General features: G+C 70.6%; 24 protein-coding genes and 1 pseudogene. 15 read left to right on the top strand and 10 right to left on the bottom strand.

What is annotated here, in order from left to right:
* Positions 1 to 3: 3 nt before the first annotated feature.
* On the bottom strand, positions 4 to 831 hold the full coding sequence (locus VMR06_RS18030) for a kinase (RefSeq protein ID WP_325378977.1): 828 nt from the start codon (positions 829 to 831) through the stop codon (positions 4 to 6).
* Between VMR06_RS18030 and pdxH the strand changes: the two genes are divergently transcribed.
* The 3 genes from pdxH to VMR06_RS18015 all read left to right on the top strand — a co-directional run bounded on the left by pdxH (position 830) and on the right by VMR06_RS18015 (position 3,638).
* On the top strand, positions 830 to 1,453 hold the full coding sequence (gene pdxH, locus VMR06_RS18025; protein ID WP_325378975.1) for a pyridoxamine 5'-phosphate oxidase: 624 nt from the start codon (positions 830 to 832) through the stop codon (positions 1,451 to 1,453). The two genes, VMR06_RS18030 and pdxH, sit on opposite strands and share 2 nt — an antisense overlap.
* Entirely contained in the window at positions 1,453 to 2,262 is an 810-nt protein-coding gene (locus VMR06_RS18020; RefSeq protein ID WP_325378973.1) for an ABC transporter substrate-binding protein, read from the top strand. The genes pdxH and VMR06_RS18020 overlap by 1 nt, the downstream gene beginning before the upstream one ends.
* Before the next feature lie 65 nt (positions 2,263 to 2,327).
* Positions 2,328 to 3,638 (top strand): 2OG-Fe(II) oxygenase, encoded by a 1,311-nt coding sequence (locus VMR06_RS18015; protein WP_325378971.1) that lies wholly within the window; start codon positions 2,328 to 2,330, stop codon positions 3,636 to 3,638.
* A gap of 24 nt (positions 3,639 to 3,662) precedes the next feature.
* Here VMR06_RS18015 and VMR06_RS18010 read toward each other — a convergent pair whose 3' ends face one another.
* From VMR06_RS18010 to VMR06_RS17995, 4 genes are all read right to left on the bottom strand, one after another.
* Positions 3,663 to 4,055: a DUF4426 domain-containing protein gene (locus VMR06_RS18010; RefSeq protein WP_325378969.1), complete on the bottom strand. Its 393-nt coding sequence runs from the start codon at positions 4,053 to 4,055 to the stop codon at positions 3,663 to 3,665.
* 47 nt (positions 4,056 to 4,102) lie between these two features.
* Positions 4,103 to 4,681, bottom strand: coding sequence for a YggT family protein (locus VMR06_RS18005; RefSeq protein ID WP_325378967.1), 579 nt, complete (start codon positions 4,679 to 4,681; stop codon positions 4,103 to 4,105).
* A gap of 13 nt (positions 4,682 to 4,694) precedes the next feature.
* Complete coding sequence (proC, locus tag VMR06_RS18000; protein WP_325378965.1) at positions 4,695 to 5,519, bottom strand: pyrroline-5-carboxylate reductase; 825 nt, start codon at positions 5,517 to 5,519, stop codon at positions 4,695 to 4,697.
* Positions 5,520 to 5,590: 71 nt separating this feature from the next.
* Positions 5,591 to 6,271, bottom strand: a complete 681-nt coding sequence (locus VMR06_RS17995) for a YggS family pyridoxal phosphate-dependent enzyme (RefSeq protein ID WP_414648170.1) — start codon at positions 6,269 to 6,271, stop codon at positions 5,591 to 5,593.
* Positions 6,272 to 6,418: 147 nt separating this feature from the next.
* On the opposite strand from VMR06_RS17995, the gene VMR06_RS17990 reads away from it, so the two are divergent.
* The 6 genes and pseudogenes from VMR06_RS17990 to prpE all read left to right on the top strand — a co-directional run.
* Positions 6,419 to 7,456, top strand: coding sequence for a type IV pilus twitching motility protein PilT (locus VMR06_RS17990; RefSeq protein WP_325378963.1), 1,038 nt, complete (start codon positions 6,419 to 6,421; stop codon positions 7,454 to 7,456).
* An 86-nt stretch (positions 7,457 to 7,542) separates the two neighbouring features.
* On the top strand, positions 7,543 to 8,631 hold the full coding sequence (gene gcvT / locus VMR06_RS17985) for a glycine cleavage system aminomethyltransferase GcvT (RefSeq protein ID WP_325378961.1): 1,089 nt from the start codon (positions 7,543 to 7,545) through the stop codon (positions 8,629 to 8,631).
* A 142-nt stretch (positions 8,632 to 8,773) separates the two neighbouring features.
* Positions 8,774 to 9,169, top strand: coding sequence for a glycine cleavage system protein GcvH (gene gcvH / locus VMR06_RS17980; protein WP_325378959.1), 396 nt, complete (start codon positions 8,774 to 8,776; stop codon positions 9,167 to 9,169).
* 110 nt (positions 9,170 to 9,279) lie between these two features.
* On the top strand, positions 9,280 to 10,644 hold the full coding sequence (gcvPA, locus tag VMR06_RS17975) for an aminomethyl-transferring glycine dehydrogenase subunit GcvPA (protein ID WP_325378957.1): 1,365 nt from the start codon (positions 9,280 to 9,282) through the stop codon (positions 10,642 to 10,644).
* Between the two features lie 393 nt (positions 10,645 to 11,037).
* A complete protein-coding gene (metJ, locus tag VMR06_RS18165) occupies positions 11,038 to 11,493 on the top strand; it encodes a met regulon transcriptional regulator MetJ (protein ID WP_345786055.1) in 456 nt (151 codons plus the stop codon).
* Positions 11,494 to 11,848: 355 nt separating this feature from the next.
* Positions 11,849 to 13,747, top strand: a pseudogene (prpE, locus tag VMR06_RS17965) (propionate--CoA ligase); the annotation flags it as partial.
* A 48-nt stretch (positions 13,748 to 13,795) separates the two neighbouring features.
* Here prpE and VMR06_RS17960 read toward each other — a convergent pair.
* From VMR06_RS17960 to VMR06_RS17950, 3 genes are all read right to left on the bottom strand, one after another.
* The gene (locus VMR06_RS17960; protein ID WP_325378955.1) at positions 13,796 to 14,248 is read right to left on the bottom strand and encodes a PaaI family thioesterase; all 453 of its coding nucleotides are present in this window, start codon (positions 14,246 to 14,248) and stop codon (positions 13,796 to 13,798) included.
* Positions 14,245 to 15,072, bottom strand: coding sequence for an SDR family oxidoreductase (locus VMR06_RS17955; RefSeq protein ID WP_325378953.1), 828 nt, complete (start codon positions 15,070 to 15,072; stop codon positions 14,245 to 14,247). The genes VMR06_RS17960 and VMR06_RS17955 overlap by 4 nt, the downstream gene beginning before the upstream one ends.
* A gap of 94 nt (positions 15,073 to 15,166) precedes the next feature.
* Positions 15,167 to 15,733 carry a TetR/AcrR family transcriptional regulator gene (locus VMR06_RS17950; RefSeq protein ID WP_325378951.1) on the bottom strand — a complete coding sequence of 189 codons (567 nt, stop codon included), beginning with the start codon at positions 15,731 to 15,733 and terminating at the stop codon, positions 15,167 to 15,169.
* Between the two features lie 136 nt (positions 15,734 to 15,869).
* Here VMR06_RS17950 and VMR06_RS17945 point away from each other — a divergent pair, with 136 nt between their 5' ends.
* On the top strand, positions 15,870 to 17,120 hold the full coding sequence (locus VMR06_RS17945) for an MFS transporter (protein WP_325378949.1): 1,251 nt from the start codon (positions 15,870 to 15,872) through the stop codon (positions 17,118 to 17,120).
* Positions 17,117 to 17,239 carry a hypothetical protein gene (locus VMR06_RS17940; RefSeq protein ID WP_325378947.1) on the top strand — a complete coding sequence of 41 codons (123 nt, stop codon included), beginning with the start codon at positions 17,117 to 17,119 and terminating at the stop codon, positions 17,237 to 17,239. Before VMR06_RS17945 ends, VMR06_RS17940 begins: the two co-directional genes overlap by 4 nt.
* An 89-nt stretch (positions 17,240 to 17,328) precedes the next feature.
* On the opposite strand, the gene VMR06_RS17935 is transcribed toward VMR06_RS17940, so the two are convergent.
* Positions 17,329 to 18,558, bottom strand: coding sequence for a citrate synthase (locus VMR06_RS17935; RefSeq protein ID WP_325378945.1), 1,230 nt, complete (start codon positions 18,556 to 18,558; stop codon positions 17,329 to 17,331).
* Positions 18,559 to 18,697: 139 nt separating this feature from the next.
* On the opposite strand from VMR06_RS17935, the gene prpB reads away from it, so the two are divergent.
* The 4 genes from prpB (at position 18,698) to prpC (ending at position 22,046) form a co-directional block, all read left to right on the top strand.
* A complete protein-coding gene (gene prpB, locus VMR06_RS17930) occupies positions 18,698 to 19,594 on the top strand; it encodes a methylisocitrate lyase (protein WP_325378943.1) in 897 nt (298 codons plus the stop codon).
* A gap of 13 nt (positions 19,595 to 19,607) precedes the next feature.
* Positions 19,608 to 20,213, top strand: a complete 606-nt coding sequence (locus VMR06_RS17925) for a hypothetical protein (RefSeq protein WP_325378941.1) — start codon at positions 19,608 to 19,610, stop codon at positions 20,211 to 20,213.
* Positions 20,214 to 20,277: 64 nt separating this feature from the next.
* Positions 20,278 to 20,901, top strand: coding sequence for a DUF1003 domain-containing protein (locus tag VMR06_RS17920; RefSeq protein WP_325378939.1), 624 nt, complete (start codon positions 20,278 to 20,280; stop codon positions 20,899 to 20,901).
* Positions 20,898 to 22,046 (top strand): bifunctional 2-methylcitrate synthase/citrate synthase, encoded by a 1,149-nt coding sequence (prpC, locus tag VMR06_RS17915; protein WP_325378937.1) that lies wholly within the window; start codon positions 20,898 to 20,900, stop codon positions 22,044 to 22,046. Before VMR06_RS17920 ends, prpC begins: the two co-directional genes overlap by 4 nt.
* 136 nt (positions 22,047 to 22,182) lie before the next feature.
* Here prpC and dbpA read toward each other — a convergent pair whose 3' ends face one another.
* The gene (gene dbpA, locus VMR06_RS17910; RefSeq protein ID WP_325378935.1) at positions 22,183 to 23,547 is read right to left on the bottom strand and encodes an ATP-dependent RNA helicase DbpA; all 1,365 of its coding nucleotides are present in this window, start codon (positions 23,545 to 23,547) and stop codon (positions 22,183 to 22,185) included.
* Positions 23,548 to 23,672 lie beyond the last annotated feature (125 nt).

Here is a 23,672-nt window from a genome sequence, read left to right as displayed (position 1 = left end):
CCGTCACCTGCGCACGCGCGGCGGGCCGGGCCGGCGTCGGCGATCGAGCGGGACGACACAGTCGGCACGCGCCGGCAGCACCGCCAGCGCGTGCCGGCTGATCCGCTCGTAGTGCATCAGGAAGCGCCGCAGCGCCGGGCCGTCCATCGCCTGCGGCGCGCCGCGCCGATGCAGCGCCTGTTCCTGCTCGGTGCGCCAGCGCGCGACGACCGGCCAGTCCGGCGCCTGCAGCATCACCAGGTAATCGAGCCGCGCGTTCAACCGCGCGTGCTCGCCGGCGAGGCGGTCGTTGACGTAGCGGCGCCAGCGCCCGTCGCGATCCTCGCGGCGTTCCAGCGCATTGACCGGTACCGCCAGTGCATCCGGCGGCTCGGGCGGCACGCCGAGGCACCAGCCCTCGATCACGATCAGCGCCGGCCGGCGCGTCACGCGCCGCCAGCGCGACGGCGGCAGCCGGGTGTCGGTGCCCTTGTCGAAGCGCGGCAGCCGTGCCGGCCGCGCCGCACTCGCGCGCCGCAGCGTGGCCAGTGTCGCCAGCAGCAGCGCGACGTCGTGCGTACCCGGCACGCCGCGCGTGCGCAGCAACGGATGGACCTGGCGGGCGAGACGGCCGCGCTCGCGCCGTCCGAAGTAGACGTCGTCCAGCGAGAGCACCTGCGTCTCGACGCCGCGCGCGCGTGACGCGGCCGCGAGCTGGCCGGCCAGCGTGCTCTTGCCGCTGCCCTGCAGACCGCTCAGTCCGACCACCGTGCTGCCGCGCTGCGGTCGCGGCAGCCGGTCCAGCAGCGCCGCGACGAAGCCCGCATTCCAGGTGTTAGCATCTGCCGCCATGACCGAATCCACACGCCCCTACGACGTCGATCCACTCTATCAGCAGGCGATCGCCGGCTTCGCCGGCCTGCTCGCCCAGGCCGAGCAGGCCGGCGAACCGGAGCCGACCGCGATGACGCTGGCCACCTGCGATGGCGACGGCCGCGTCTCGGCGCGGATCGTCCTGCTCAAGGCGGTCGATGCCGCCGGCTTCCGCTTCTTCACGAACTACGAGAGCGCCAAGGCGCAGCAGCTGGCGGCGCATCCGCAGGCGGCGCTGTGCTTCCACTGGAAGCGCCTGCGCGAGCAGGTGCAGGTGCGCGTCGAAGGCCGCGTGCAGCGGCTGCCGGAGGCCGATTCCGACGCCTACTTCGCGAGCCGTCCGCGCGGCAGTCAGATCGGCGCCTGGGCCTCGCGGCAGTCGCAGACCCTGCCCGATCGCGCGGCGTTCGAGGCGCGCTACGCGGAGGCCGAGGCCCGCTATTCCGGCGCCGAGGTGCCGCGTCCGCCGCACTGGGGCGGCTACGTGCTGGCGCCCGATCGCATCGAATTCTGGTTCGGCGCCGAATACCGACTGCACGACCGCGATCTGTACGAGCGCAGCGGCGACGGACAGTGGTCGCGGCGCAATCTCTATCCGTGATGGCCGGTCCGCGGCGCATCGTCTGCCTGACCGAGGAGCCGACCGAAGTCCTCTACGCGATCGGCGAGCAGGACCGCATCGTCGGCATCTCCGGCTTCACCGTGCGGCCACCGGCGGCGCGGCGCGAGAAGCCGAAGGTTTCGGCGTTCACCAGCGCGAAGATCGACGCGATCCTCGCGCTGGAGCCCGATCTGGCGATCGGCTTCTCGGACATCCAGGCCGACATCGCACAGGCGCTGATCCGCGCCGGGGTCGAGGTCTGGATCAGCAATCACCGCAGCGTCGAGGGCATCGTCGACTACATCCGCCGGTTCGGCGGGCTGGTCGGCGCGGCGGCCGCGGCCGAGGCGCTGGCCGCGCGCGCCGAAGCGCATCTGGACGCGGTGCGCCGGGCCGGCGAGCGGCTGCCGTACCGGCCGCGCGTCTACTTCGAGGAATGGGACGATCCGCCGATCACCGGCATCCGCTGGGTCGCCGAGCTGATCCGCATCGCCGGCGGCGAGGACGTGTTTCCCGAGCGCGCCGCCAAGCCGCTGGCACGCGACCGCATCCTCGCCGATCCGGGCGAGGTGATCGCACGTGCGCCGGAGCTGATCGTCGGCTCGTGGTGCGGCAAGCGCTTCCGGCCGGCCCAGGTTGCGGCACGGCCGGGCTGGGCCGCGATCCCGGCAGTCGCCAGCGGCCAGGTCCACGAGATCAAGTCGCCGATCATCCTGCAGCCCGGTCCGGCCGCGCTGTTCGACGGGCTGGACGCGCTGCACCGGCTGATCTCAGCGGCCGCGCATGCGCACCCGCGCCGCGCCGGCTGAGGGAACCGACCCCGCGCCGCGCCTGTCTCTGGACGCCCCTTTCTCTCCTGCGCGACATGCCGCTCATGACTTCGCACGATCTCGCCACATCCGCACCGTCCGATCGCGCTGCGTCGGCCTGCCTGGGCCCGGGGGTGCGCATGCAGCTGCAGCACTGGGCCGACACGTTCGCCGCGGCCGTGCCGTTCCGCCACGTGGTGATCCCGGACTTCCTCGACCGCGCGCTGTGCGAAGGCCTGCTCGCCGACTTCCCGGGCTTCGAGGCGCGCCATGCGCTCGACGAGATGGGGCGGGTCGGCGGCAAGGCGGTGCGCATGGACGTGCGCGACATCTCCGAGGCGTATCGCAGGCTCGACGCCTATCTGCAGACCGGGGATTTCCTCGACGTGGTCTCGCGGATCACCGGCATTCCGGATCTGCTCTACGATCCGGACTACGTCGGCGGCGGCACCCACGAGAACCGCCACGGCCAGAGCCTGGACGCGCACGTGGACTTCAACTACCACCCGCGCACGCGCTGGCACCGGCGCATCAACCTGATCGTCTACCTCAACCCGGTCTGGGAAGCATCCTGGGGCGGCGAGCTGGCACTGCACGCCGACCCGTGGAACGACGCCGACGACCGCGGCGTGCGCATCGCGCCGACCTTCAATACCTGCGCGCTGTTCGAGACGACCGAGAACTCCTGGCACGGCTTCTCGGCGATCGACCTGCCCGAATCGGCCGCCGGCCTGTCGCGCAAGTCGTTCGCGATCTATCTGTACACGCGCGAGCGCCCGCCCGAGCAGACCGCGCCGCCGCACGGCACGATCTACGTGCCGGAGGCGATGCCGCGGAACTGGACGGCCGGCCACGTGCTGCAGGACGCCGACGTCGGCGATGCCCGGCGGCGCTTCACGCGGCTGCGCACGCAGCTGCGCTATCTGTACGACCGCGAGCGGCAGTTCGGCGCTCAGATCCAGGCACTCGAACACGCGCTCGAAGAGGCGCGCGGCGCGCAGCGTCTGCCGCTGCAGGGATACGCCACGCAGCCGCACGGCGTCAGCGGTCTGTGGCCGGACGGCTGGGTCGGGCCCGCGCTGGACGCCACGCTGGTGCCGACGCGCGCGGCCAGGTCGCTGGAGCTGACGATCTGGACGCCGCCGCAGATCGGTGACGCGGCGAAGCTGGACATCGCCATCGGGGCGGAGCGGACCGAGCATGCGCTGCGACCCGGTGCGCGCGCCATCTTGCGGCTGCCGCTGCGGGCGCGGGCCGACACGCCGCTGAACCTGCGGATCCGCAGCGACCGCAGCTGGACGCCGGCTGCGGACGGCGACTCCGGCGATCGGCGTGCTCTGGCGTTCCGTCTGATCGAGGCCGTGCTGGTGCACTGAGCCGCGACCCGGAAGGACGCCATCTCAGTCGGCCGGAAACTCGCGCTGGAAGCGGATCGTCTCGGCCTTGCCGCCTTCGGGCGTGACGTCGAGCGTGAAGCGCAGCGTGTCGGGCCGGCGCAGCGCGAACGTGGCGAGATAGTCGACCGCATCCTCGCCGCGCACCTCCTGGAAACGCAGCGTCTGCGGCTCGCCGAGCAGGGACTGCACGGTGCCGGCGATGCGCGCCGCGACGGCCGGATCGCCGGCCGCGGCATCCTTGCGGCGCACGATGACGGTCAGCAGGCCGCGCCGGTCGCTGCGCTCGATGCCGTAGCGGCGCGCGACCTCGGCATTGAGCTGATCGGTCGCCAGCACGCTGTAGAGGATCGTGTGGCCGGCCGTCTCGTGCTGCTGCGCGGAGGCGGGCGCGGCCATCGGGGCGCCGAGCACGAGCGATGCGGTGAAGAGGAGGTGCCGGGCGTTCATGCGCCGCGTGCCAGGCCGGCGCCGAGGTCGAGCAGCGGCTGCACGAGCAGCACGCGCGCCAGCGTGATCAGCAGCCAGGCGACCATCGGCGAGAAATCCAGCCCGCCGAACGAGGGCAGGATGCGCTGCAGCGGCCGCAGCAGCGGATCGGTCAGCTGGTAGATCAGCGGCACGATCGGATGGCGCGCATTGCCGGGGAAGAAGCTCAGCAGGATGCGCACGATGATCAGCGCCATGTACAGCAGCAGCACGAAGCCGATCAGGTCGGCGACCGCCATGACCGCCAGCCCGGTCAGTTTCGGCGAGACGCCGGCCAGCGCGAACAGCAGCGCCAGCTGGATCGCGCTCAGCAGCCAAGCCAGCAGCACGCCGGCGACGTCGAGGTTGCGCCACGACGGCACCACGCGGCGCAGCGGCATCAGCACCGGATTGGTGGCCTTGTAGAGGAACTGGCAGATCGGGTTGTAGAAGTTGGCGCGGACCATCTGCAGCAGCACGCGCAGCACGACCAGCGTGATCAGCGCGCCGAACACGAAACGGATCAGGATCTGGCCGGCATCGGCGAAGTAGCTCATCGGGGGTGTCCGTTCAGGGCGAGGTCGACGACAGCGCGCGGCCGCGCCGGACCGCGGCCTCGACCGCGGACGCGACCAGATCGCGGAAACCGCCGGCGGCGAACGCCTCGAGCGCCGCCTGCGTGGTGCCGCCGGGCGAGGTCACTCTCTCGCGCTGCGTGGCCGGCGACGCATCGCCCTCGACCAGCATGCGGCCGGCGCCGAGGCAAGTCTGCGCGGCCAGCGCGCGGGCGACCTCGCGCGGCAGGCCCTGCGCGACCGCGGCATCCTCGAGCGCCTCGACCAGCAGGAAGAAGTAGGCCGGGCCCGAGCCCGACAGCGCGGTGACCGCGTCCATCAGCGACTCCTGCGCGATCCAGGCGGTACGGCCGGCGGCGCCGAGCAGCGACTCGGCCAGCGCGCGCTGATCCGCGTCGACCGCGGCGTTGGCGATCAGGCCGGTCGCCCCGGCGCCGATCATCGCCGGCGTGTTCGGCATCGCGCGCACGATCGGGAAGCCGCCGCCGAGCCAGGCGTCGATCTGCTCGATCCGCACGCCGGCCGCGATCGACACGATCAGCGGACGGCGCCCGCCGAGCGCCGCCTGCACCTGCGCGCAGGCGGTGCGCAGCACCTGCGGCTTGACCGCGAGCACGATCAGGTCGGCGCCGGTCGCCGCCGCGGCCGCGTCGGCATGGACGGCCGCGTCGAAGTCCTTCGCCAGCAGCACACGGCGCGCGTCGTCCGGCTCGGCCACCGCGATCGTCGCGGCGAGCGCGCCGCGGCGCAGCGCGCCGATCAGGCTGTAGGCCATGTTGCCGCCGCCGATGAAGGCGACCGCGGGGAGGGATGAGGTCATGCCAGGAACGCCGCCGACGAGTCAGGCGTGAAGGATAGCAAGTCGTCCGCCGCCGGCAGCGGGCGCCGCGCTCAGCGGCGCGCGCCGAACAGCGCCGTGCCGATGCGGACCAGGGTGGAGCCGGCGGCGATCGCCTCCTCGAAGTCGGCCGACATGCCGAGCGACAGCGTGTCGACGCCGGCATATGCGGTGCGCAGGCGATCGAACAGCGCGTGCATGCGCGCGAACGCCTCGCGGCGCCGCTCGATCTCGGGCCACGGCGCCGGGATCGCCATCAGACCGCGCAGGCGCAGGCGCGGCTGCCGCGCGACGGCGGCCGCAAGGCCTTCGATCTCGCCGGGCCGGCAGCCGGACTTGCTGGCCTCCTCGTCGATGTCGACCTGGATCAGCACGTTGAGCGGCGGCCGGTCGTCCGGGCGATATCGCGCCAGCGGCTCGATCAGCTTGGCGCGGTCGAGCGTGTGCAGCCAGTCGAAATGCCGCGCCGCCTCGCGGCACTTGTTCGACTGCAGCGCGCCGATCAGATGCCAGGTCAGCGGCAGGTCGGCGAGTCCGGCCTGCTTGGCCAGCGCCTCCTGCACGTAGTTCTCGCCGAACGCGCGCTGCCCGGCCGCGGCCAGCGCGCGGATCGCCGCCGCACTCTGGCCCTTGCTGACCGCGAGCAGGCCGACGCCGCCGGGCCGGCCGGCGGCGTCGGCCGCGCCTGCGATGCGGTGCATGACTGCGGCGTACGGCGTCTCCGCCGCGTTCATCGCCGCACACCGCGAGGGCCGGCGTTCGCGGCGCCGATCGGGCATTCGATGGCGGTGCGGCGCATGCCCGGCCCGGGCGCCGTACTTCTCGGTTCAAATCGCATGACTGGCTCTATACTGCCGCGCATCGGCAACGGGGAGTGTTCGATGGACATCGCGGAACTGCTGGCATTCTCGGTCAAGAACAAGGCATCGGACCTGCATCTCTCGGCGGGCCTGCCGCCGATGATCCGCGTCGACGGCGACGTGCGCCGGATCAACATCCCGTCGCTCGACCACAAGCAGATCCACGGACTGATCTACGACATCATGTCCGACAAGCAGCGCCGTGACTACGAGGAGTTCCTCGAGGTCGACTTCTCGTTCGAGATCCCCGGCCTGGCGCGCTTTCGCGTCAACGCGTTCAACCAGAACCGCGGTGCGGGCGCGGTGTTCCGGACGATTCCGTCGGAGGTGCTGACGCTGGAGGACCTGGGCTGTCCGAAGGTGTTCAAGGAGCTGATCGAGCAGCCGCAGGGCCTGATCCTGGTGACCGGGCCGACCGGCTCGGGCAAGTCGACGACGCTGGCGGCGATGGTCGACCACGTCAACAAGAACGAGTACGCGCACATCCTCAGCGTCGAGGATCCGATCGAGTTCGTGCATACCTCGCAGAAGTGCCTGATCAACCAGCGCGAGGTGCACCGCGACACGCACGGCTTCAACGAGGCGCTGCGCTCGGCGCTGCGCGAGGATCCGGACTACATCCTGGTCGGCGAGCTGCGCGACTTGGAGACGATCCGGCTGGCGCTGACCGCGGCCGAGACCGGCCACCTGGTGTTCGCGACGCTGCATACCAGCTCGGCGGCCAAGACGATCGACCGCATCATCGACGTGTTCCCGGCCGGCGAGAAGCCGATGGTGCGCTCGATGCTGTCGGAGAGCCTGCGCGCGGTGATCTCGCAGAGCCTGCTCAAGAAGGTCGGCGGCGGCCGCATCGCGGCGCACGAGATCATGGTCGGCATCCCGGCGATCCGCAACCTGATCCGCGAGGACAAGGTCGCCCAGATGTACTCGGCGATCCAGACCGGCCAGCAGCACGGCATGCAGACGCTCGACCAGTGCCTGCAGGATCTGGTGCGGCGCGGCCTGGTCACGCGCCAGCAGGCGATCGGCTACGCCAAGAACAAGGACATCTTCAAGTAACGCGTCCGGGCCGGCGCGCTGCGCAGGCCCTTGGCCGCAGCCGCCGTCGCACCGATAATGCGCGCCTCCTTTCGGCGGACGCGGCGATGACCCAGCAGACGATCCTCAACGCAAGCCATCGCGCGCTCGGCGCGAAGATGGTCGATTTCGGCGGCTGGGACATGCCGCTGAACTACGGCTCGCAGATCGAGGAACATCACGCGGTGCGTCGCGACGCCGGCATGTTCGACGTCTCGCACATGACCGTCGTGGACCTGCGCGGCGCGCGCGTGCGCGACTTCCTGCGCCATCTGGTCGCCAACAGCGTCGACAAGCTCAAGCTGCCGGGCAAGGCGCTCTATACCTGCATGCTCGACGAGCGCGGCGGCGTCATCGACGACCTGATCATCTACTACCTCGACGAACAATGGTTCCGCGTCGTCGTCAATGCCGCCACGCGCGACAAGGATCTGGCCTGGATCGAGCGGCAGGCCGCCGCGTTCGAGGTCGCCGTGAGCGAGCGCCGCGATCTGGCGATGATCGCCGTGCAGGGCCCGAACGCGCGCGCCAAGGTGCTCGAGCTGCTGTCCGAGGAGGCCCGCGCCAGGGCCGGCAAGATCGGCAAGTTCGCCGCCTGCGAGGGCGACGGCCTGTTCATCGCGCGCACCGGCTACACCGGCGAGGACGGTTTCGAGATCATCGTGCCGGAAGGCGAGGCGGTGGCGCTGTGGGATCGCCTGCACGCCGCCGGCGTGCGTCCGGCCGGTCTCGGCGCACGCGACACGCTGCGCCTGGAAGCCGGCATGAACCTCTACGGCCAGGACATGGACGAGAGCGTCTCGCCGTACGAGGCCGGGCTGGCCTGGACCGTCGCGCTCGACGAAGGCCGCGACTTCATCGGCCGCGCCGTGCTCGAGTCGCAGAAGGCCGCCGGCGCGCCGCGCAAGCTGATCGGCCTGGTCATGGACGAGAAGGGCGTGCTGCGCCACGGCCAGCGCGTGGCCACGCCGGCCGGCGACGGCGAGATCCTGTCCGGCACGTTCTCGCCGACGCTCGGCAAGTCGATCGCGTTCGCGCGGGTGCCGGCCGCTGCCGGCGAGGACGGCGTGCAGGTCGACATCCGCGGCCGTCTGGTGCCGGTGCGCGTCGTCAAGTATCCGTTCGTGCGCGACGGGCAGGCCGCCCCGGGCGTCTGAACGCGGCCGATCGGCCTGCCGGCTCCCGTCGGCGGCCGGCGCGCTCCGGCCGCCGGCGCGCTTCGCACCGGGATTCCCACCTATACAGCTTCGTTGCGGCGCGCTGATAGAATGCGCCGCAGCCCAACCCAGGATTCGAGCCATGCAAGAGATCCCCGGCGATCTGAAGTTCATGAAGTCCCACGAGTGGGCCCGTGTCGAGGACAACGGCACCGTCACCGTCGGCATTTCCGACCACGCGCAGAGCCTGCTCGGCGATCTGGTCTACGTCGAGCTGCCGAGCGTCGGCGACGAGGTGCAGGCCGGCAACGCCTGCGCGGTCGTCGAGTCGGTCAAGGCAGCCTCGGACGTCTATACGCCCGTCAGCGGCGAGATCGTCGCGGTCAACGAGTCGCTGGCCGACAAGCCCGAGACGATCAACGAGGACGCCTACGGCGACGGCTGGCTGTTCGTCGTCAAGGCCAGCAGCCGCGACGAGCTGCAGGAACTGCTCGACCCGGACGCCTACGCCGAGCTGGTCGAGAACGAAGAGCACTGATCGCATCACGCCGGGCGACCGGACGGCGGCCCGCGCCTGGCGCGGGCCGTTTCCGTTGAGGGCCCGTGCGCCGTCCCCCTGGCCTCCGCGCCGAGATCGAGTATTCCGCCATGCCGTTCATTCCCCACTCCGAAGCCGATGTCCGTTCGATGCTGCAGGCGATCGGCGTCGGCAGCATCGAGGACCTGTTCGACGAGATCCCCGCCTCGCTGCGCATCTCCGCGCTGGAGCGGGTGCCCGAGGGCCTCGGCGAGATGGACGTCACGCGCCTGATGAAGGAGCGCGCCGCGCAGGACGGCACGCCGCTGTGCTTCGCCGGCGCCGGCGCCTACGAGCACCACATCCCGGCCGCGGTCTGGCAGGTCGTCTCGCGCGGCGAGTTCTATTCGGCCTACACGCCGTATCAGGCCGAGGCCAGCCAGGGCACGCTGCAGCTGATCTACGAATACCAGACGATGCTGACGCGCCTGACCGGCATGGACGTCAGCAACGCATCGCTGTACGACGGCGCCACGGCGCTGGCCGAGGCCGCGCTGATGGCCGAGCGCTGCGTGCGCAAGGGGCCGCGGCGGATCCTGGTGCCGCGCTCGGTCCACCCGGCCTATCGCAAGACGCTCAAGACGATCGTCGAGCTGCAGGACATCGCGGTGGTCGAGGTCGACATCGCGCGCGACGGCGTCCACGCCGGTGCGGTCGATCCGGCCGCGCTCGCGCAGCAGGACGTGGGTGCATTCACCGCGCTGGTGATCCCGCAGCCGAACTTCTTCGGCGCGCTCGAGGACGTCGACGCGCTGACCGACTGGGCACACGCGCAGGGCGCGCTGGTGATCGCCCTCGTCAACCCGATGTCGCTGGCCGTGCTCAAGCCGCCGCGCGAGTGGGGCGCTGCCGGCGCGGATATCGTCTGCGGCGACGGCCAGCCGCTCGGCGTGCCGCTGTCCTCGGGCGGCCCGTACTTCGGCATCCTGGCCTGCCGTCAGGATCTGGTGCGGCAGATGCCGGGCCGCATCGTCGGCCGCACCACCGATCTCGATGGCAAGGAAGGTTTCGCGCTGACGCTGCAGGCGCGCGAGCAGCACATCCGCCGCGCCAAGGCGACCTCGAACATCTGCACGAACCAGGGCCTGCTGGTCACCGCCGCGACGATCTACCTCGCACTGCTCGGCCCTGAGGGTCTGCATCGCGTCGCCTGCGCGAGCATGAACAACACGCGTGCGCTGCGCGATCGCCTGACCGCGATCGACGGCGTCCAGGTGCTGTTCGATCGTCCGGTCTTTCACGAGATCGCGCTGAAGCTGCCGCGTCCGGCGAGCGAGATCGTCGAGCGTCTCGCCGGCGATCGCATCGTCGCCGGCTATGCGCTCGAAGAGGATTATCCCGAGCTCGGCGACGCGTTGCTGGTCTGCGCGACCGAGACCAAGACCAGCGCCGACATCGAGCGTTTCGCCCAGGCACTGGCCGCCACGCTCGCCTGAGTCGCCCCTCTTTTGCCGTCGCCGTTCAGACGGCAGTCAAGCTCCCGGCATCGCCTCGCCTGCCGCATCGCGCCGCTTCGGCCGGTGCGATGCGGCGCGGCGTTTGCGTGCGCGATGTTGTCGTGCGGCGCCGGCGATTCCGCTGAAAGTGCGGTATTCCCCGGTGTTTTAGCGACTTTCGCGCCGCGCGCCATGTTTTTTCTTCAGGACGTAAAGACGTCTAGACGTCCATCCTAGGATGTGGATAAGGACGGCGCCGGGCGAGCTAGCGGAGGCGGTTATCGGCAGTCCGGCGGGGTATTCCGAAGCCCTTGTTTCGCATAAAAAATCTGTTGACACGACTGCAAGACAGGAATAATTTCTGCGCCGGTGACAATGATGATTTAAGGAATCATGGCTGCATCAAGGTTCGTCGACCCCTACGTGCTGCACGGCTCCAAATCGGGGGCAGTGAAAAAAATCACGGTGTCGATTCCGCTCCACATTCTTCAGCTGCTGTCCGACGAGCGGACTCGCCGCCAGGTCAAGAACCTGCGCCACGCCACCAACAGCGATCTGCTGTGCGAAGCATTCCTTCACGCTTTTACTGGGCAAAAACTGCCAACTGACGAGGAGCTAAGACGCGATATGGCCACTGCAAAGAAAGCCGTAAAGAAAGCTGCAAAGAAGCCCGCCAAGAAAGCCGCCGTGAAGAAGACCGCGGTCAAGAAGGCGGCCAAGAAGACCGTCGCCAAGGCCAAGTCGGCGACCGTGAAGAAGACCGCCGCCGCCAAGAAGCCGGCCGCGAAGAAGGCCGTCAAGAAGACTGCGGTGAAGAAGGCCGCAGCCAAGAAGACCGCGAAGAAGTAAGCGGATCTGTTCGTTTTCAGAAGTACCTGCAAGACGCGGCGACAACCCTCGCGGATCGCCGCTGTAGTCGCATAAGGCTGTAAGAAAGAGCCCACCGAAATTACTCTCCCTGCGGTTGCCCAGCGCAGGGGGAGCATTTCGCCGAAGCGTCCAGGCCCTCGCCGGCCGCCTCGTCCCTCGTCTCCCTGCGTCGATCCGGCGTACCGCTCCGCGGTACGTCCGCATGCGCGTGTCGCGCATCGGCGATATCGGTCCGGGCACTTCTTCGCGTCCGCTCGCGCCGATTCGACCAAAGTCCAACGTCGGTGCCGGGGGTCTTCCTCTAGTCTTCGGGCACGCCGCAGCGACGAGGACCGCCATGCGTTACGAAGATGCCTACCGCCGATCGATCGAGGACCCGGAAGCGTTCTGGGCCGAACACGCCCAGGCCATCCATTGGCAGCGGCCGCCGCAGCGGATACTCGAATACGTCGATCCGCCGTTCCGGCGCTGGTTCGCCGGCGGCACGACCAACCTGTGCTACAACGCGCTCGACCGGCACCTGGCCGAGCGCGCCGATCAGCTCGCCCTGGTCGCCGTGTCGAGCGAGACCGGCGTTACCCGGGAGCTGAGCTATCGCCAGCTGCATCGCGAGGTCAACACCTTCGCGGCGGTGCTCGTCTCGCTCGGCGTCGGCAAGGGCGATCGCGTCGTCATCTACATGCCGAACATGGCCGAGGCGGTCTTCGCGATGCTGGCCTGCGCGCGCATCGGCGCGGTGCATTCGGTGGTGTTCGGCGGATTCGCCGCGCACAACCTAGCACTGCGAATCGACGATGCGAAGCCGAAGCTGCTGATCGCGGCCGACGCCGGCATGCGCGGCGGGCGCGTCATTGCGTACAAGCCGCTGGTCGATCAGGCGCTGGCGGCTGCCGCGTGTCCGCCGGCGCAGGTGCTGATCGTCAGCCGCGGGCTCGATGCGGCGATCGCGATGCTGCCCGGCCGCGACCTCGACTACGCGACGCTGCGCGCGCGCCACGAAGGCGCGCAGGTCGAGGTGACCTGGCTCGAATCGAACGAGCCGAGCTATCTGCTCTACACCTCCGGCACGACCGGCAAGCCCAAGGGCGTGCAGCGCGACGTCGGCGGCTACGCGGTCGCGCTGGCGCTGTCGATGCGCACGGTCTACGACGTCGGACCGGGGCAGGTCATGTTCTCGACGTCCGACGTCGGCTGGGCGGTCGGGCACTCCTACAATGTCTACGGGCCGCTGATCGCCGGTGCCACCTCGCTGCTGTACGAAGGGCTGCCGACCCATCCGGATCCGGGCATCTGGTGGAAGCTGTGCGCCGACTACGGCGTGCGCACGATGTTCTCCTCGCCGACCGGCATCCGCGTGCTGAAGAAGCAGGACGCGTCGTGGCTGCGCCGGCATGATCTGTCGGCACTGAAATGGCTGTTCCTTGCCGGCGAGCCGCTCGACGAGCCGACCGCGCAGTGGATCAACGAAGGGCTCGGCAAGCCGGTCATCGACAACTACTGGCAGACCGAGACCGGCTGGCCGGTGCTGACCTTGCTGCCGGGCCTCGATCTGAAGCCGATCAAGTTCGGCTCGCCGGGCCTGCCGAATCTCGGCTACAAGCTGCGCGTGATCGACGAGACCAGCGGCGCCGATGCGGCGCCCGGACAGAAGGGCGTGCTGGTGATCGAGCCGCCGCTGCCGCCGGGCTGCATGACGACGGTCTGGAACGACGATCAGCGCTTCCTGAGCAGCTACTTCAGCCACTTCAAGGAGCTGCTGTACAGCTCGCTCGACTGGGCCGTGCGCGACGAGGACGGCTACACCTTCATCCTCGGCCGTACCGACGACGTCATCAACGTCGCCGGTCATCGCCTCGGCACGCGCGAGATCGAGGAATCGGTCGCGACCCATCCGAGCGTGGCCGAAGCGGCGGTGGTCGGCGTGCACGACGCCTTGAAGGGGCAGGTGCCGGTGGTGTTCGCGACACTCAGGCAGGCCACGGACGACAGTCCCGAGAGCGCGGCCAGCGGCATGCTCCAGCGTGTCGTCGAGCAGCTCGGCGGCGTCGCCCGTCCGGCGCGCGTCTACGTCGTCAACGCGCTGCCGAAGACGCGCTCGGGCAAGCTGCTGCGGCGCTCGCTGCAGGCGCTGGCCGAGCAGCGCGATCCGGGCGACCTGTCGACGCTGGACGACCCGGCTGCGCTGGAGGAGTGCCGCCGTGCACTCGAGCGCGGGCCGAGCGGCGGCACCTGATCGCGACGGCGGCCGCGGTGCGAGCCGTGCGCCGGATCGGCGGCCGCTTCAGCGCTCGATGATCAGCAGGGTCGAGGTCGCGCTCGCGTAGAGCCGGCCTTCGGCGTCGGTGATGCGCGCCTCGGCGAACGCGACGCGCCGGCCGAGACTGACCACGCGGCCCTCCGCCTCGATCGGTCCGACCGTGGCGTGCAGGGCCTTGTGGTAGGCGATCTTGAGTTCGAGCGTCGTATAGGTCTGCGTCGCGCCGAGGCGCGTATGCACGGCGCAGCCGCAGGCCGAGTCGAGCAGGGTCGCCGCATAGCCGCCGTGCACCGAGCCGATCGGGTTGTAGGCGTGCTCGCCGGGCGTGCCGGTGAACACCGCGCGTCCCTCTTCCACGACGGACAGGTCGAAGTCGAGCGCGACCGCGATGCCGGGCCGCCGCCCGGACGCGAGCAGCGCGCGCAGCTGCGCCAGTCCGGACAGGCCGGCGCCGGTCTCGTCGACCAGCCGGCTCATGCCTGCGGCTCCGCCGCCGCGGGCGCGACGCGATAGCGCGCGGCCGGCGTGTCGCGCGACAGGTCCGGCGCCAGCGCGAGGCGCGCCTGCGCGTAGCGCTCCCATTGCGCGGGATCCGGCAGCGACGGAATCGTCACGCGCTCGCCCTGGTCGAGCCCGGCCAGCGCGGCATCGACGAGATCGCCCACGTCCATCAGCATCTGCGCCGGCAAGCTCGCGATGGCGACGCCGGCGCGCTGCCAGATCTCGGTCCGCGTCGCGCCCGGCAGCACGGCCTGGACGCGCACGCCGTGCGGCGCGGCTTCCTGTTCGAGCGCCTGGCTCAGGTTCAGCAGATGGGCCTTGCCGCCGCTGTAGGCGCCGTTGAAGCGTTCCGGCAGCAGCGCGACGACCGAGCCGATGTTGATCAGCGTGCCATGGCCGCGCGCGGCGAATGCCGACGCCGACGCGATCGCGACGTGCGTGGCGGCGACGACGTTGAGCGCGAGCATCGCATCGACGCGGGCCAGGTCCGCGCCGAGCAGCGGACCGGGCGTGGCGATGCCGGCGTTGTTGACGACCAGGTCGATCGCGGCGTCGTCGCGGATGCGTGCGGTCAGCCGCTCCAGATCGCGGCGCTCGGTCAGGTCGGCACGCAGCAGCTCGATCGCGACGCCGCTATCTGCGCCGATGCGCTCGGCCTGCTGGCGCAGCCGCGTCTCGTCGCGCGCGAGCAGGATCAGGTCGTGGCCGCGGCGGGCCAGCCGGTCGGCGTAGCAGGCGCCGATGCCGGACGAGGCGCCGGTTACGAGAGCGATCGGCCGGGTTGGGGCGGGCGTGTTCATGGCGGTGATCTTCGCAGCGGACGGGAAGGAGGGAGGCGACCATCGATGCGGCGGGCGTGGCGTCGGCGCGGTATCGACGGGGGCAGGCGGGCGATCAGTGCGTCAGCGCAGCGCCGGTCGCGGCGAGAATCTCGTCGGAGAGCGCGCGGTCCTCGACCGCGCGCGCGAGCACGATCGCGCCGACCATGCCGGCCAGCGTCGCCAGCGCCCGGCGGCGGCGCGCCTGCGCCGAGCGCCCGGGCAGCGCGCGCGCGAGCAGGTCGGCGAGGGCGCGCAGGCCGCGCTCGAACGCCTGCCGCAATGCCGGTGCATGCCGGTGCGCCTCGCCGCCGAGTGCGGCCAGTGCGCAGCCGCCGCCGGGTCGGTCGCGATGGCGCGGACTGACGTAGGAGGCGATCAGCGCCGGCAGCGCGTCGTCACCGGCCTCGGCGAGCAGTCGCGACCAGCGCGCCTGCGACTGCGCGAGCGCGTGCTCGCAGGCGCAGACGGCCAGGTCGTCCTTCGATGCGAAATGCCCGTAGAAGCCGCCGTGGGTCAGGCCTGCGCTCTTCATGAGGTCGGCCACGCCGATGCCGTCGATGCCGTGCTCGCGGAACAGCACCGCGGCCTGCTCGATGATGCGCTCGCGGTTGAGCGCCGCCTGTTCCCTGCTGACCCGCATGGCCGTACCCCGGTCCGATCACAAAGATGGCTTGACACTTTAAATGATGGTCATCATACAATCCAGCCTCGCGCCGCGGAGACGGGTCGATCCGTGCCAGGATCCCGCGGCGTTCTTCTCTTCGAGGTATGCGCCGATGACCGAGGCCCGATCCGACTGGACGCGCAGCGCGATCATCGCGGTGGCCGCGGCCGCGTTCATCGTGACGATCAGCATGGGGGTGCGGCAGAGTTTCGGCCTGCTGCTGCAGCCGGTCGGACGCGATCTGGCAATCGCGCGCGAGAGCTTCGGCTTTGCGATCGCGCTGCAGAACCTGCTGTTCGGCCTGGTGCAGCCGTTCGTCGCCGCGTTGTCCGAACGCTGGGGCACGCGCGCGACCCTGATCGGCGGTGCCGTGGTCTATGCCGGTGGTCTGGCGCTGGCGGCGACGATCGGCAGCGCGACCGGCCTGGTCGTGTCGCTCGGCGTGCTGATCGGCCTGGCGATGAGCGCGACGACGTTCGTGATCGTGCTCGGCGCGGTCGGGCGCCTGGTCGCGCCGGAGCAGCGCAGCGTCGCGTTCGGCATCGTCACGGCCGGCGGCTCGCTCGGCCAGTTCGCGGTGGTGCCGCTCGCGCAGGCGCTGATCGCGGCGATCGGCTGGCGCGCGTCGCTGCTCGGACTCGGCGTGCTCGTGCTCAGCATCGGGGTCGCCGCGTTCGGCTTCCGTGCCGCCGGAAGCGGCGCCGCCGCCTCGCCGCGCGCGGTCGGCGAGCCGGACTGGCGGCTCGGCGAAGCCCTGCGCCACGCGTCGCGGCACCGGCCCTACTGGCTGCTCAACGGCGGCTTCTTCGTCTGCGGCTTCCACATCGCCTTCGTCGGCACGCATCTGCCGGCGTACCTAGTCGATCGCGGCATTGCCGCGTCGATCGGCGCCTGGTCGCTGGCGCTGATCGGCCTGTTCAACATATTCGGGTCCTACCTGTTCGGCGTCTGGGGCGGGCGCGGATCGCGGCCGCGCCTGCTCGCCGGCCTGTATGCAGGCCGCGCCGTCGCGATCGCGGCCTTCATCTGGCTGCCGCTGACGCCGGCGAGCGCGCTGGCGTTCGCGGCGGTGTTCGGCTTCCTGTGGCTCGGCACGGTGCCGCTGACCAGCGGCGCGGTGGCCTCGATGTTCGGCCTGCGTCATCTGTCGACGCTGAACGGCGTGGTGTTCCTGAGCCACCAGGTCGGCGCCTTCTTCGGCGCCTGGTGGGCCGGCTGGCTGTTCGACCATACCGGCAGCTATCTCGCGATCTGGCAGGTCAGCATTGCGCTCGGCGTGCTCGCGGCCGTGCTCAGCGTCGCCACGCGCGACGCGGCCGCGTTCCCGAAGCCGGCGCGGGCCGCGTTCGGAGCGGCGACATGAGTGCGCGGCGCATCGCGATCGGCGTCGCCGTACTGCTGCTGATCGCCGCGGCGCTGGGGTTGTGGGCGCGGCACGGCGGCGCGATCTTCCTGTCCAGCCTCGGCGCGATGATCTGCTGATCGGCGGCGCCGGCCGCGGCGATGCGCCTCGGTCGGACGTATGGCTGTCGCGGATGTCGTTCGGCGCGCGTGCCGATGGACGCGACGCGTCAGCCGAGCGCGTCGCCGGCGGCCGGCATCCGGCCGGCGTAGCGGGCGCGCGGCCGGATCAGGCCGCCCAGGCTCTGCTGCTCGAGCGCATGGGCCAGCCAGCCGGCGACGCGGCCGGCCGCGAACAGCGTCAACGCGGCTTCCGCGGCGAGATCGTGCGCGGCCGCGATCGCGGCCAGCGTGAAGTCGATGTTCGGGCCTTGCCCGCTGGTTTCCTCGACGCAGGCGGCGAGCGCGGCGATCGCGTCCCAGCGCCGCGGCCGCGGCCGTGCCGCCTCGATCAGCGCCATCAGCTCGCGTGCGCGCGGATCGCCGTCCGGATACAGCGCGTGGCCGAAGCCGGGCAGGTCCTCGCCACGCCGCCAGCGCGCCGATACGAACGCGCCGATCGAATCGGCCTGCAGCGCTTCGCGGATGAACGCATACGCGCGCGTCGTCGCGCCCCCGTGACGCGGCCCCGACAAGGCGGCCAGGCCCGCGCAGACGGTCGCGTGCAGGTGCGCGCCGGTCGAGGCGACGACGCGCGCAGCGAACGCGGAGACGTTGAGTTCGTGATCGGCGCACAGCACCAGGGCCGCGCGCACCAGCGTATCGAGCCGTGCGTCGCCGCGCTTCCAGTGGTGCGCGAGCACGCGGTGTACCGGCCGCGCATCGGCGCGCCGGCCGATCAGCAGGGCCGCGTTCTGGCGCAGCAGGCGCGCGGCGGTCTCGCGCCTGGCCACCGGCGAGGCGCTGAACGAATGCGGCGATTCGATCGCCAGCAGCGGGATCGCCGCCAGCGTGCGCTCCAGCGGCGGCAGCCGCGCATCGGCCAGGATCGCCGCGACCGAGGCTGGCCAGACCTCGAGCGGCGCGGGCGCGAACGGATCGCGTTCGCCGCAGTCCCAGAGCACGCGCGCCGCATCCTCGAGCGCGGCGCCGGACCGGACCAGGCCGATCGCCGACTGGCCGCGGTAGTACGGGCCGTCCGCACGAATCAGTGAAATACGCGTCTCCATGACCGGCAGACCGCGGTCCAGACTCTGCGCGGCACCGCGCGCCGCGCCACGGCCGGCGCGCTTGCGCGAGGCCAGGCGCTCGACGTCGCGGCGCCGGTAGACGCGACTGCGGTGATCCTCGCCGGGCCGCGACTCGATCAGGCCGCGGCTGACATAGGCGTACAGCGTCGCCGCGCTGATGCCGAGTACGGCGATCGCCGCGGACGCCGGGATGTAATCGTTCTCGCTCACGATATGTTGATCGGATCGATCAAGATTGATCAATGCGTCCGATGGTGCCAGATTTCGCGCCGACCCGGCACCGGCTCTGACGCACGGCGTCGTGCACGCCCGGACACCGATCCCTAGAATCCCCGCGAGGACCGCTTCCATGACATCCCCCACGTCCGCCGGTGCGCGCTTCCGCAGCGCCCTGTCCCAGGAGCAGCCGCTGCAGGTGATCGGCGCGATCAACGCCAATCACGCCCTGCTCGCGCGCCGCGCCGGCTATCGCGCGATCTATCTGTCCGGTGGCGGCGTCGCCGCGGGCTCGCTGGGCCTGCCGGACCTCGGCATCAATACGCTCGAGGACGTGCTGATCGACGTGCGCCGCATCACCGACGTGTGCGATCTGCCGCTGCTGGTCGACATCGACACCGGCTTCGGCCCGAGCGCGTTCAACATCGCGCGCACCGTGCAGTCGCTGATCAAGGCCGGCGCGGCCGCCTGCCACATCGAGGACCAGGTCGGCGCCAAGCGCTGCGGACACCGGCCCGGCAAGGAGATCGTCTCGGCGGCCGAGATGGCCGATCGGGTCAAGGCCGCGGCCGACGCCAAGACCGATGCGGACTTCTTCCTGATCGCACGCACCGATGCGATCCAGGTCGAGGGCGTCGACGCGGCGATCGAACGCGCGCTGCTGTGCGTGGAGGCCGGCGCCGACGGCATCTTCGCCGAGGCCGCCTACGACCTGCCGACGTACAAGCGCTTCGTCGAAGCGGTCAAGGTACCGGTGCTCGCCAACATCACCGAGTTCGGCAAGACGCCGCTGTTCACGCGCGAGGAGCTGGCTTCGGTCGGCGTCGCGATCCAGCTCTATCCGCTGTCGGCGTTCCGCGCGATGAACAAGGCCGCCGAGACCGTCTACGAGGCGATCCGCCGCGACGGCCACCAGAAGAACGTGATCGACCTGATGCAGACCCGCGAGGAGCTGTACGACCGCATCGGCTATCACGCCTACGAGCAGCGGCTCGACGCGCTGTTCGCGGGAACCAAGCCCCGGGGGTGACGTGATGAAGGCCATGCTTGCTTTGTTGTTGCCGCCGCTGCTGGCATCTGCTTTCGCGCGCGCGGCCGAACCGCCGATGCCGGCGGAGGCCGACGTGGCGGCCGCGGTGGCCGCGGCGATCGACGGCAGGCCGGTGTGCGAGACGACGGTCTGGTTGCCGCTCGATGAGGATGGGAAGGCGAGCCTGGCGTCGGACCATTTCGTGCGGCGCCGGCCCGGCACCGATGCGCGGATCGATGCACTGGCGAAGATCGGCCTCGTGACGTCCGCAACGATCGAGGAAAGCGACGGTCCCAAGCGCGTGATCGAACTGACGGCCCGGGGGCGCGAGTACATCCGTCGCGAGAGCATCGCGTGGCGATTGTGCTATGCCAAGCGCAAGCTCGATCGCATCGAGGTCTACACGCCGCCGGTCGAGCGCGAGGGCTACTGGATCGTCCGGGCCGTTTACACGTGGCGACCGAGCCAGATCGAACCCTGGAGCCGCGAGCTGTTCGCGCTCGGCGCGCTCGGTTCCGACGGCAGGGCCGTCGACGGCGAACGCCGCGACTGGATCGTCCTGGTATCGACCAACCGCGGCTGGAAGGATCAGGCCTGGTTCGGGAATCCGATCAAGTGAACACGAAGGACGGCCGCGCACCCGACGCCGTCGGCTCGTGCACCCGTCCGTCGAGGCCGCATCGATGAAACCCTCGTCTCCGTTCGCGCGGATCGACCCGCGCCAGACCGCGCGCAAGCTGCTGCAGACCGAGCTGGACGGACTGCCGGCCGACGAGCGCGCGGTGATCGAGCGCTTCATCGCACGGCGCAGCGTCTCGCGCAACATCGTGCGCGAGCTCGACAGCGCGCGCAGCCTCGGCGATCGCGTCGCCGACCGTGTCGCTGCGATCGGCGGCAGCTGGCCGTTCATCATCAGCTTCCTGGTGCTGCTGTCCGGGTGGATGGCATTCAACACCTTCGTGCTCGCACGCGAGGCGTTCGATCCGTATCCGTACATCCTGCTCAACCTGGTGCTGTCGTGCGTGGCCGCACTGCAGGCGCCGATCATCATGATGAGCCAGAACCGCCAGGCGGAGGCCGATCGTCTCGGCGCGCAGCACGACTACGAAGTCAACGTCAAAGCCGAACTCGAGATCATGCAGGTCCACGAGAAGCTCAATGCGCTGCGCGAGCGCGACTGGGCCGTGCTCGTCGAGCTGCAGAACCGCCAGATCCAGATGCTGCAGCGCCTGCTCGAGCGGCAGGCCGGCGTCGGCAACGGCGAACCCGCTTCCAACCCCGAAAGCCAAGACAGGGAATCCCCATGAGCGAAACCGCCATCCCGTTCAAGCCGAAGAAGTCCGTTGCATTGAGCGGCACCGCCGCCGGCAACACCGCGCTGTGCACGGTCGGCCGCACCGGCAACGACCTGCACTATCGCGGCTACGACATCCTCGACGTCGCCACCGCCTGCGAATTCGAGGAGATCGCCTATCTGCTCGTGCACGGCACGCTGCCGACGGTCGCCGAGCTGGCCGGCTACAAGGCCAAGCTGAAGTCGCTGCGCGGCGTGCCGGCCTCGGTCAAGACCGTGCTCGAACAGCTGCCGCCGTCGGCGCATCCGATGGACGTGATGCGCACGGCGGTCTCGGCGCTGGGCTGCGTGGCGCCCGAGAAGGACGACCACAACCATCCCGGCGCGCGCGACATCGCCGACAAGCTGATGGCCTCGCTCGGATCGATGCTGCTGTACTGGTACCACTACAGCCATAACGGCAGGCGCATCGAGGTGGAGACCGACGACGATTCGATCGGCGGCCACTTCCTGCACCTGCTGCACGGCGAGAAGCCCTCGGACCTGTGGGTGCGCGCGATGCACACCTCGCTGATCCTCTACGCCGAGCACGAGTTCAACGCGTCCACGTTCACCGCACGCGTGATCGCCGGCACCGGCAGCGACATGCATTCGTGCATCGCCGGCGCGATCGGCGCGCTGCGCGGTCCCAAGCACGGCGGCGCCAACGAGGTCGCGTTCGAGATCCAGAAGCGCTACGCCTCGCCGGACGAGGCCGAGGCCGACATTCGCGCCCGCGTCGAGCGCAAGGAGGTCGTGATCGGCTTCGGGCATCCGGTCTACACGGTCAGCGATCCGCGCAACAAGGTCATCAAGGAAGTCGCGCGCGAGCTCTCGGCCGAGCAGAGCAACATGAAGATGTTCGACATCGCCGAGCGGCTCGAGTCGACGATGTGGGAGATCAAGAAGATGTTCCCGAACCTGGACTGGTTCAGCGCGGTGAGCTACCACATGATGGGCGTGCCGACGGCGATGTTCACGCCGCTGTTCGTGATCGCGCGCACGTCGGGCTGGAGCGCACACGTGATCGAGCAGCGCATCGACGGCAAGATCATCCGCCCGAGCGCGAACTACACCGGACCGGAAGACCTCGCCTTCGTGCCGATCGCGCAGCGCTGACGGCGCCCGGGCGGGAGGCGCCGCGCCTTCTTCCCGATCACCGCGCGTCGCCTTCGTCGCGTGCCGACGTCCACGCCGCGCGACGAGGATCCGTTACGGCTCGCAAGCGATCGGCGGGCCCCGTGCGTTCGCGTTCTCAGTCGAGCGGACGGATGCGGAACGTGCGGCCCTTGATGCGGCCGGCGCGCAGCCGCGCCAGTGCGCTCGCCGCGCTGTCGGCACGGATCGCCACGTAGGTGCGTGTCGCGTACACCGCGATCTTGCCGATCCGGTCGGCGGCGAGGCCGGCGTCGCCGGTCAGCGCGCCGACGACGTCGCCCGGGCGCAGCTTGTCCTGGCGGCCGGCGTCGATGCACAGCGTCCGCATCGGCGCCGACAGCGGCGGTCCCGCTTCGGCCGGTGGCAGTGGCGCATAGCGCAGCCGCGTGCCGAGGCGCGATTCGATCGCGTTCGCGCGCGGCATGTCGGCAGGCGCCGCCAGCGCGATCGCCAGACCGCTGCGTCCGGCGCGCCCGGTGCGGCCGATCCGATGGACGTGGCTGTCGGCGTCGCTGGCCAGGTCGTAGCTGATCACCAGCGGCAGATCGTCGATGTCCAGCCCGCGTGCGGCGACGTCGGTGGCGGTCAGGATCACGCAGCTGCGATGTGCGAAGCGCACCAGCACGTCCTCGCGCTCGCGCTGGTCGAGATCGCCATGCAGCGCCGCGGCGCTGTGGCCGAGTCCGCGCAGCCGCTCGGCGACGCTTTCGGTGTCGCGCCGCGTATTGCAGAACACCAGCACCGACTCGGGGCGATGCGCGTTCAGCACGCGCAGCAGGGCGTCGAAGCGCCGCGCCGGGTCGATCTCGTGGAAGCGCTGCTCGATCGCCGGCTCGGCGTCGGCGACCGTGATCTCGGCCGGCTCGCGCTGCAGGCGCTGGCTGACGCTGCGGATCGGCGGCGGCAGGGTCGCCGAGAACAGCAACGTGCGGCGATCGCGCGGCAGGCTGACCGCGATGCCGTCGATCGCGTCGAGGAAGCCCATGTCGAGCATGCGGTCGGCCTCGTCGAGTACCAGCACGCGCACGCCGTCCAGCAGCAGCGCGCCCAGATCGATCAGCTCCTGGATGCGGCCGGGCGTGCCGACCACGACGTGCGGCGGGTGCGTCAGCGAGGCGAGCTGCGGACGCAGCGCGATGCCGCCGCACAGCGTCAGCAGCTTGAGATTCGGAACGAAGCGGGCGAGGCGGCGGATCTCCTTGCCGACCTGGTCGGCGAGCTCGCGCGTCGGGCACAGCACCAGGGCCTGCACGGCGACGACCGCGGGATCGATCGCGCTGAGCAGGCCGAGGCCGAACGCGGCGGTCTTGCCGCTGCCGGTGCGCGCCTGCACGATCGCGTCGCGCCCGTCGAGGATCGGCGGCAGGCTCTGCGCCTGTACCGGCGTCATCTGCACGTAGTCCAGTGCGGCGAGGGCCTGCTGCAGGGCAGGGGCGAGCGGCAGTGTCGAGAAGTCGGTCATGCGTGCATGATCGCATCTTGCCGCGGCCGGCAGGGCGCATGCCCGATCGGACACGCCTGCCGGCGCTCGATCGGCGCGGCCGCGGAAACGTGGTGTCGGCGATGCCGCCGTGCGTTCGCCGCGAT

The sequence above is a fragment of the Dokdonella sp. genome, assembly GCF_035511235.1.
Taxonomy (GTDB): Bacteria; Pseudomonadota; Gammaproteobacteria; order Xanthomonadales; family Rhodanobacteraceae; genus Dokdonella.
Note: the sequence above shows the minus strand (reverse complement) of the source record. Positions and strands in the feature narration are given on the sequence as shown.

Coding starts and splice junctions, on each gene's coding strand:
- pdxH (WP_325378975.1), top strand. CDS start 830: ATGACCGAATCCACACGCCCCTACGACGTCGATCCACTCTATCAGCAG.
- VMR06_RS18030 (WP_325378977.1), bottom strand. CDS start 831: ATGGCGGCAGATGCTAACACCTGGAATGCGGGCTTCGTCGCGGCGCTG.
- VMR06_RS18020 (WP_325378973.1), top strand. CDS start 1,453: ATGGCCGGTCCGCGGCGCATCGTCTGCCTGACCGAGGAGCCGACCGAA.
- VMR06_RS18015 (WP_325378971.1), top strand. CDS start 2,328: ATGACTTCGCACGATCTCGCCACATCCGCACCGTCCGATCGCGCTGCG.
- VMR06_RS18010 (WP_325378969.1), bottom strand. CDS start 4,055: ATGGCCGCGCCCGCCTCCGCGCAGCAGCACGAGACGGCCGGCCACACG.
- VMR06_RS18005 (WP_325378967.1), bottom strand. CDS start 4,681: ATGAGCTACTTCGCCGATGCCGGCCAGATCCTGATCCGTTTCGTGTTC.
- proC (WP_325378965.1), bottom strand. CDS start 5,519: ATGACCTCATCCCTCCCCGCGGTCGCCTTCATCGGCGGCGGCAACATG.
- VMR06_RS17995 (WP_414648170.1), bottom strand. CDS start 6,271: ATGAACGCGGCGGAGACGCCGTACGCCGCAGTCATGCACCGCATCGCA.
- VMR06_RS17990 (WP_325378963.1), top strand. CDS start 6,419: ATGGACATCGCGGAACTGCTGGCATTCTCGGTCAAGAACAAGGCATCG.
- gcvT (WP_325378961.1), top strand. CDS start 7,543: ATGACCCAGCAGACGATCCTCAACGCAAGCCATCGCGCGCTCGGCGCG.
- gcvH (WP_325378959.1), top strand. CDS start 8,774: ATGCAAGAGATCCCCGGCGATCTGAAGTTCATGAAGTCCCACGAGTGG.
- gcvPA (WP_325378957.1), top strand. CDS start 9,280: ATGCCGTTCATTCCCCACTCCGAAGCCGATGTCCGTTCGATGCTGCAG.
- metJ (WP_345786055.1), top strand. CDS start 11,038: ATGGCTGCATCAAGGTTCGTCGACCCCTACGTGCTGCACGGCTCCAAA.
- VMR06_RS17960 (WP_325378955.1), bottom strand. CDS start 14,248: ATGAGCCGGCTGGTCGACGAGACCGGCGCCGGCCTGTCCGGACTGGCG.
- VMR06_RS17955 (WP_325378953.1), bottom strand. CDS start 15,072: ATGAACACGCCCGCCCCAACCCGGCCGATCGCTCTCGTAACCGGCGCC.
- VMR06_RS17950 (WP_325378951.1), bottom strand. CDS start 15,733: ATGCGGGTCAGCAGGGAACAGGCGGCGCTCAACCGCGAGCGCATCATC.
- VMR06_RS17945 (WP_325378949.1), top strand. CDS start 15,870: ATGACCGAGGCCCGATCCGACTGGACGCGCAGCGCGATCATCGCGGTG.
- VMR06_RS17940 (WP_325378947.1), top strand. CDS start 17,117: ATGAGTGCGCGGCGCATCGCGATCGGCGTCGCCGTACTGCTGCTGATC.
- prpB (WP_325378943.1), top strand. CDS start 18,698: ATGACATCCCCCACGTCCGCCGGTGCGCGCTTCCGCAGCGCCCTGTCC.
- VMR06_RS17925 (WP_325378941.1), top strand. CDS start 19,608: ATGCTTGCTTTGTTGTTGCCGCCGCTGCTGGCATCTGCTTTCGCGCGC.
- VMR06_RS17920 (WP_325378939.1), top strand. CDS start 20,278: ATGAAACCCTCGTCTCCGTTCGCGCGGATCGACCCGCGCCAGACCGCG.
- prpC (WP_325378937.1), top strand. CDS start 20,898: ATGAGCGAAACCGCCATCCCGTTCAAGCCGAAGAAGTCCGTTGCATTG.
- dbpA (WP_325378935.1), bottom strand. CDS start 23,547: ATGACCGACTTCTCGACACTGCCGCTCGCCCCTGCCCTGCAGCAGGCC.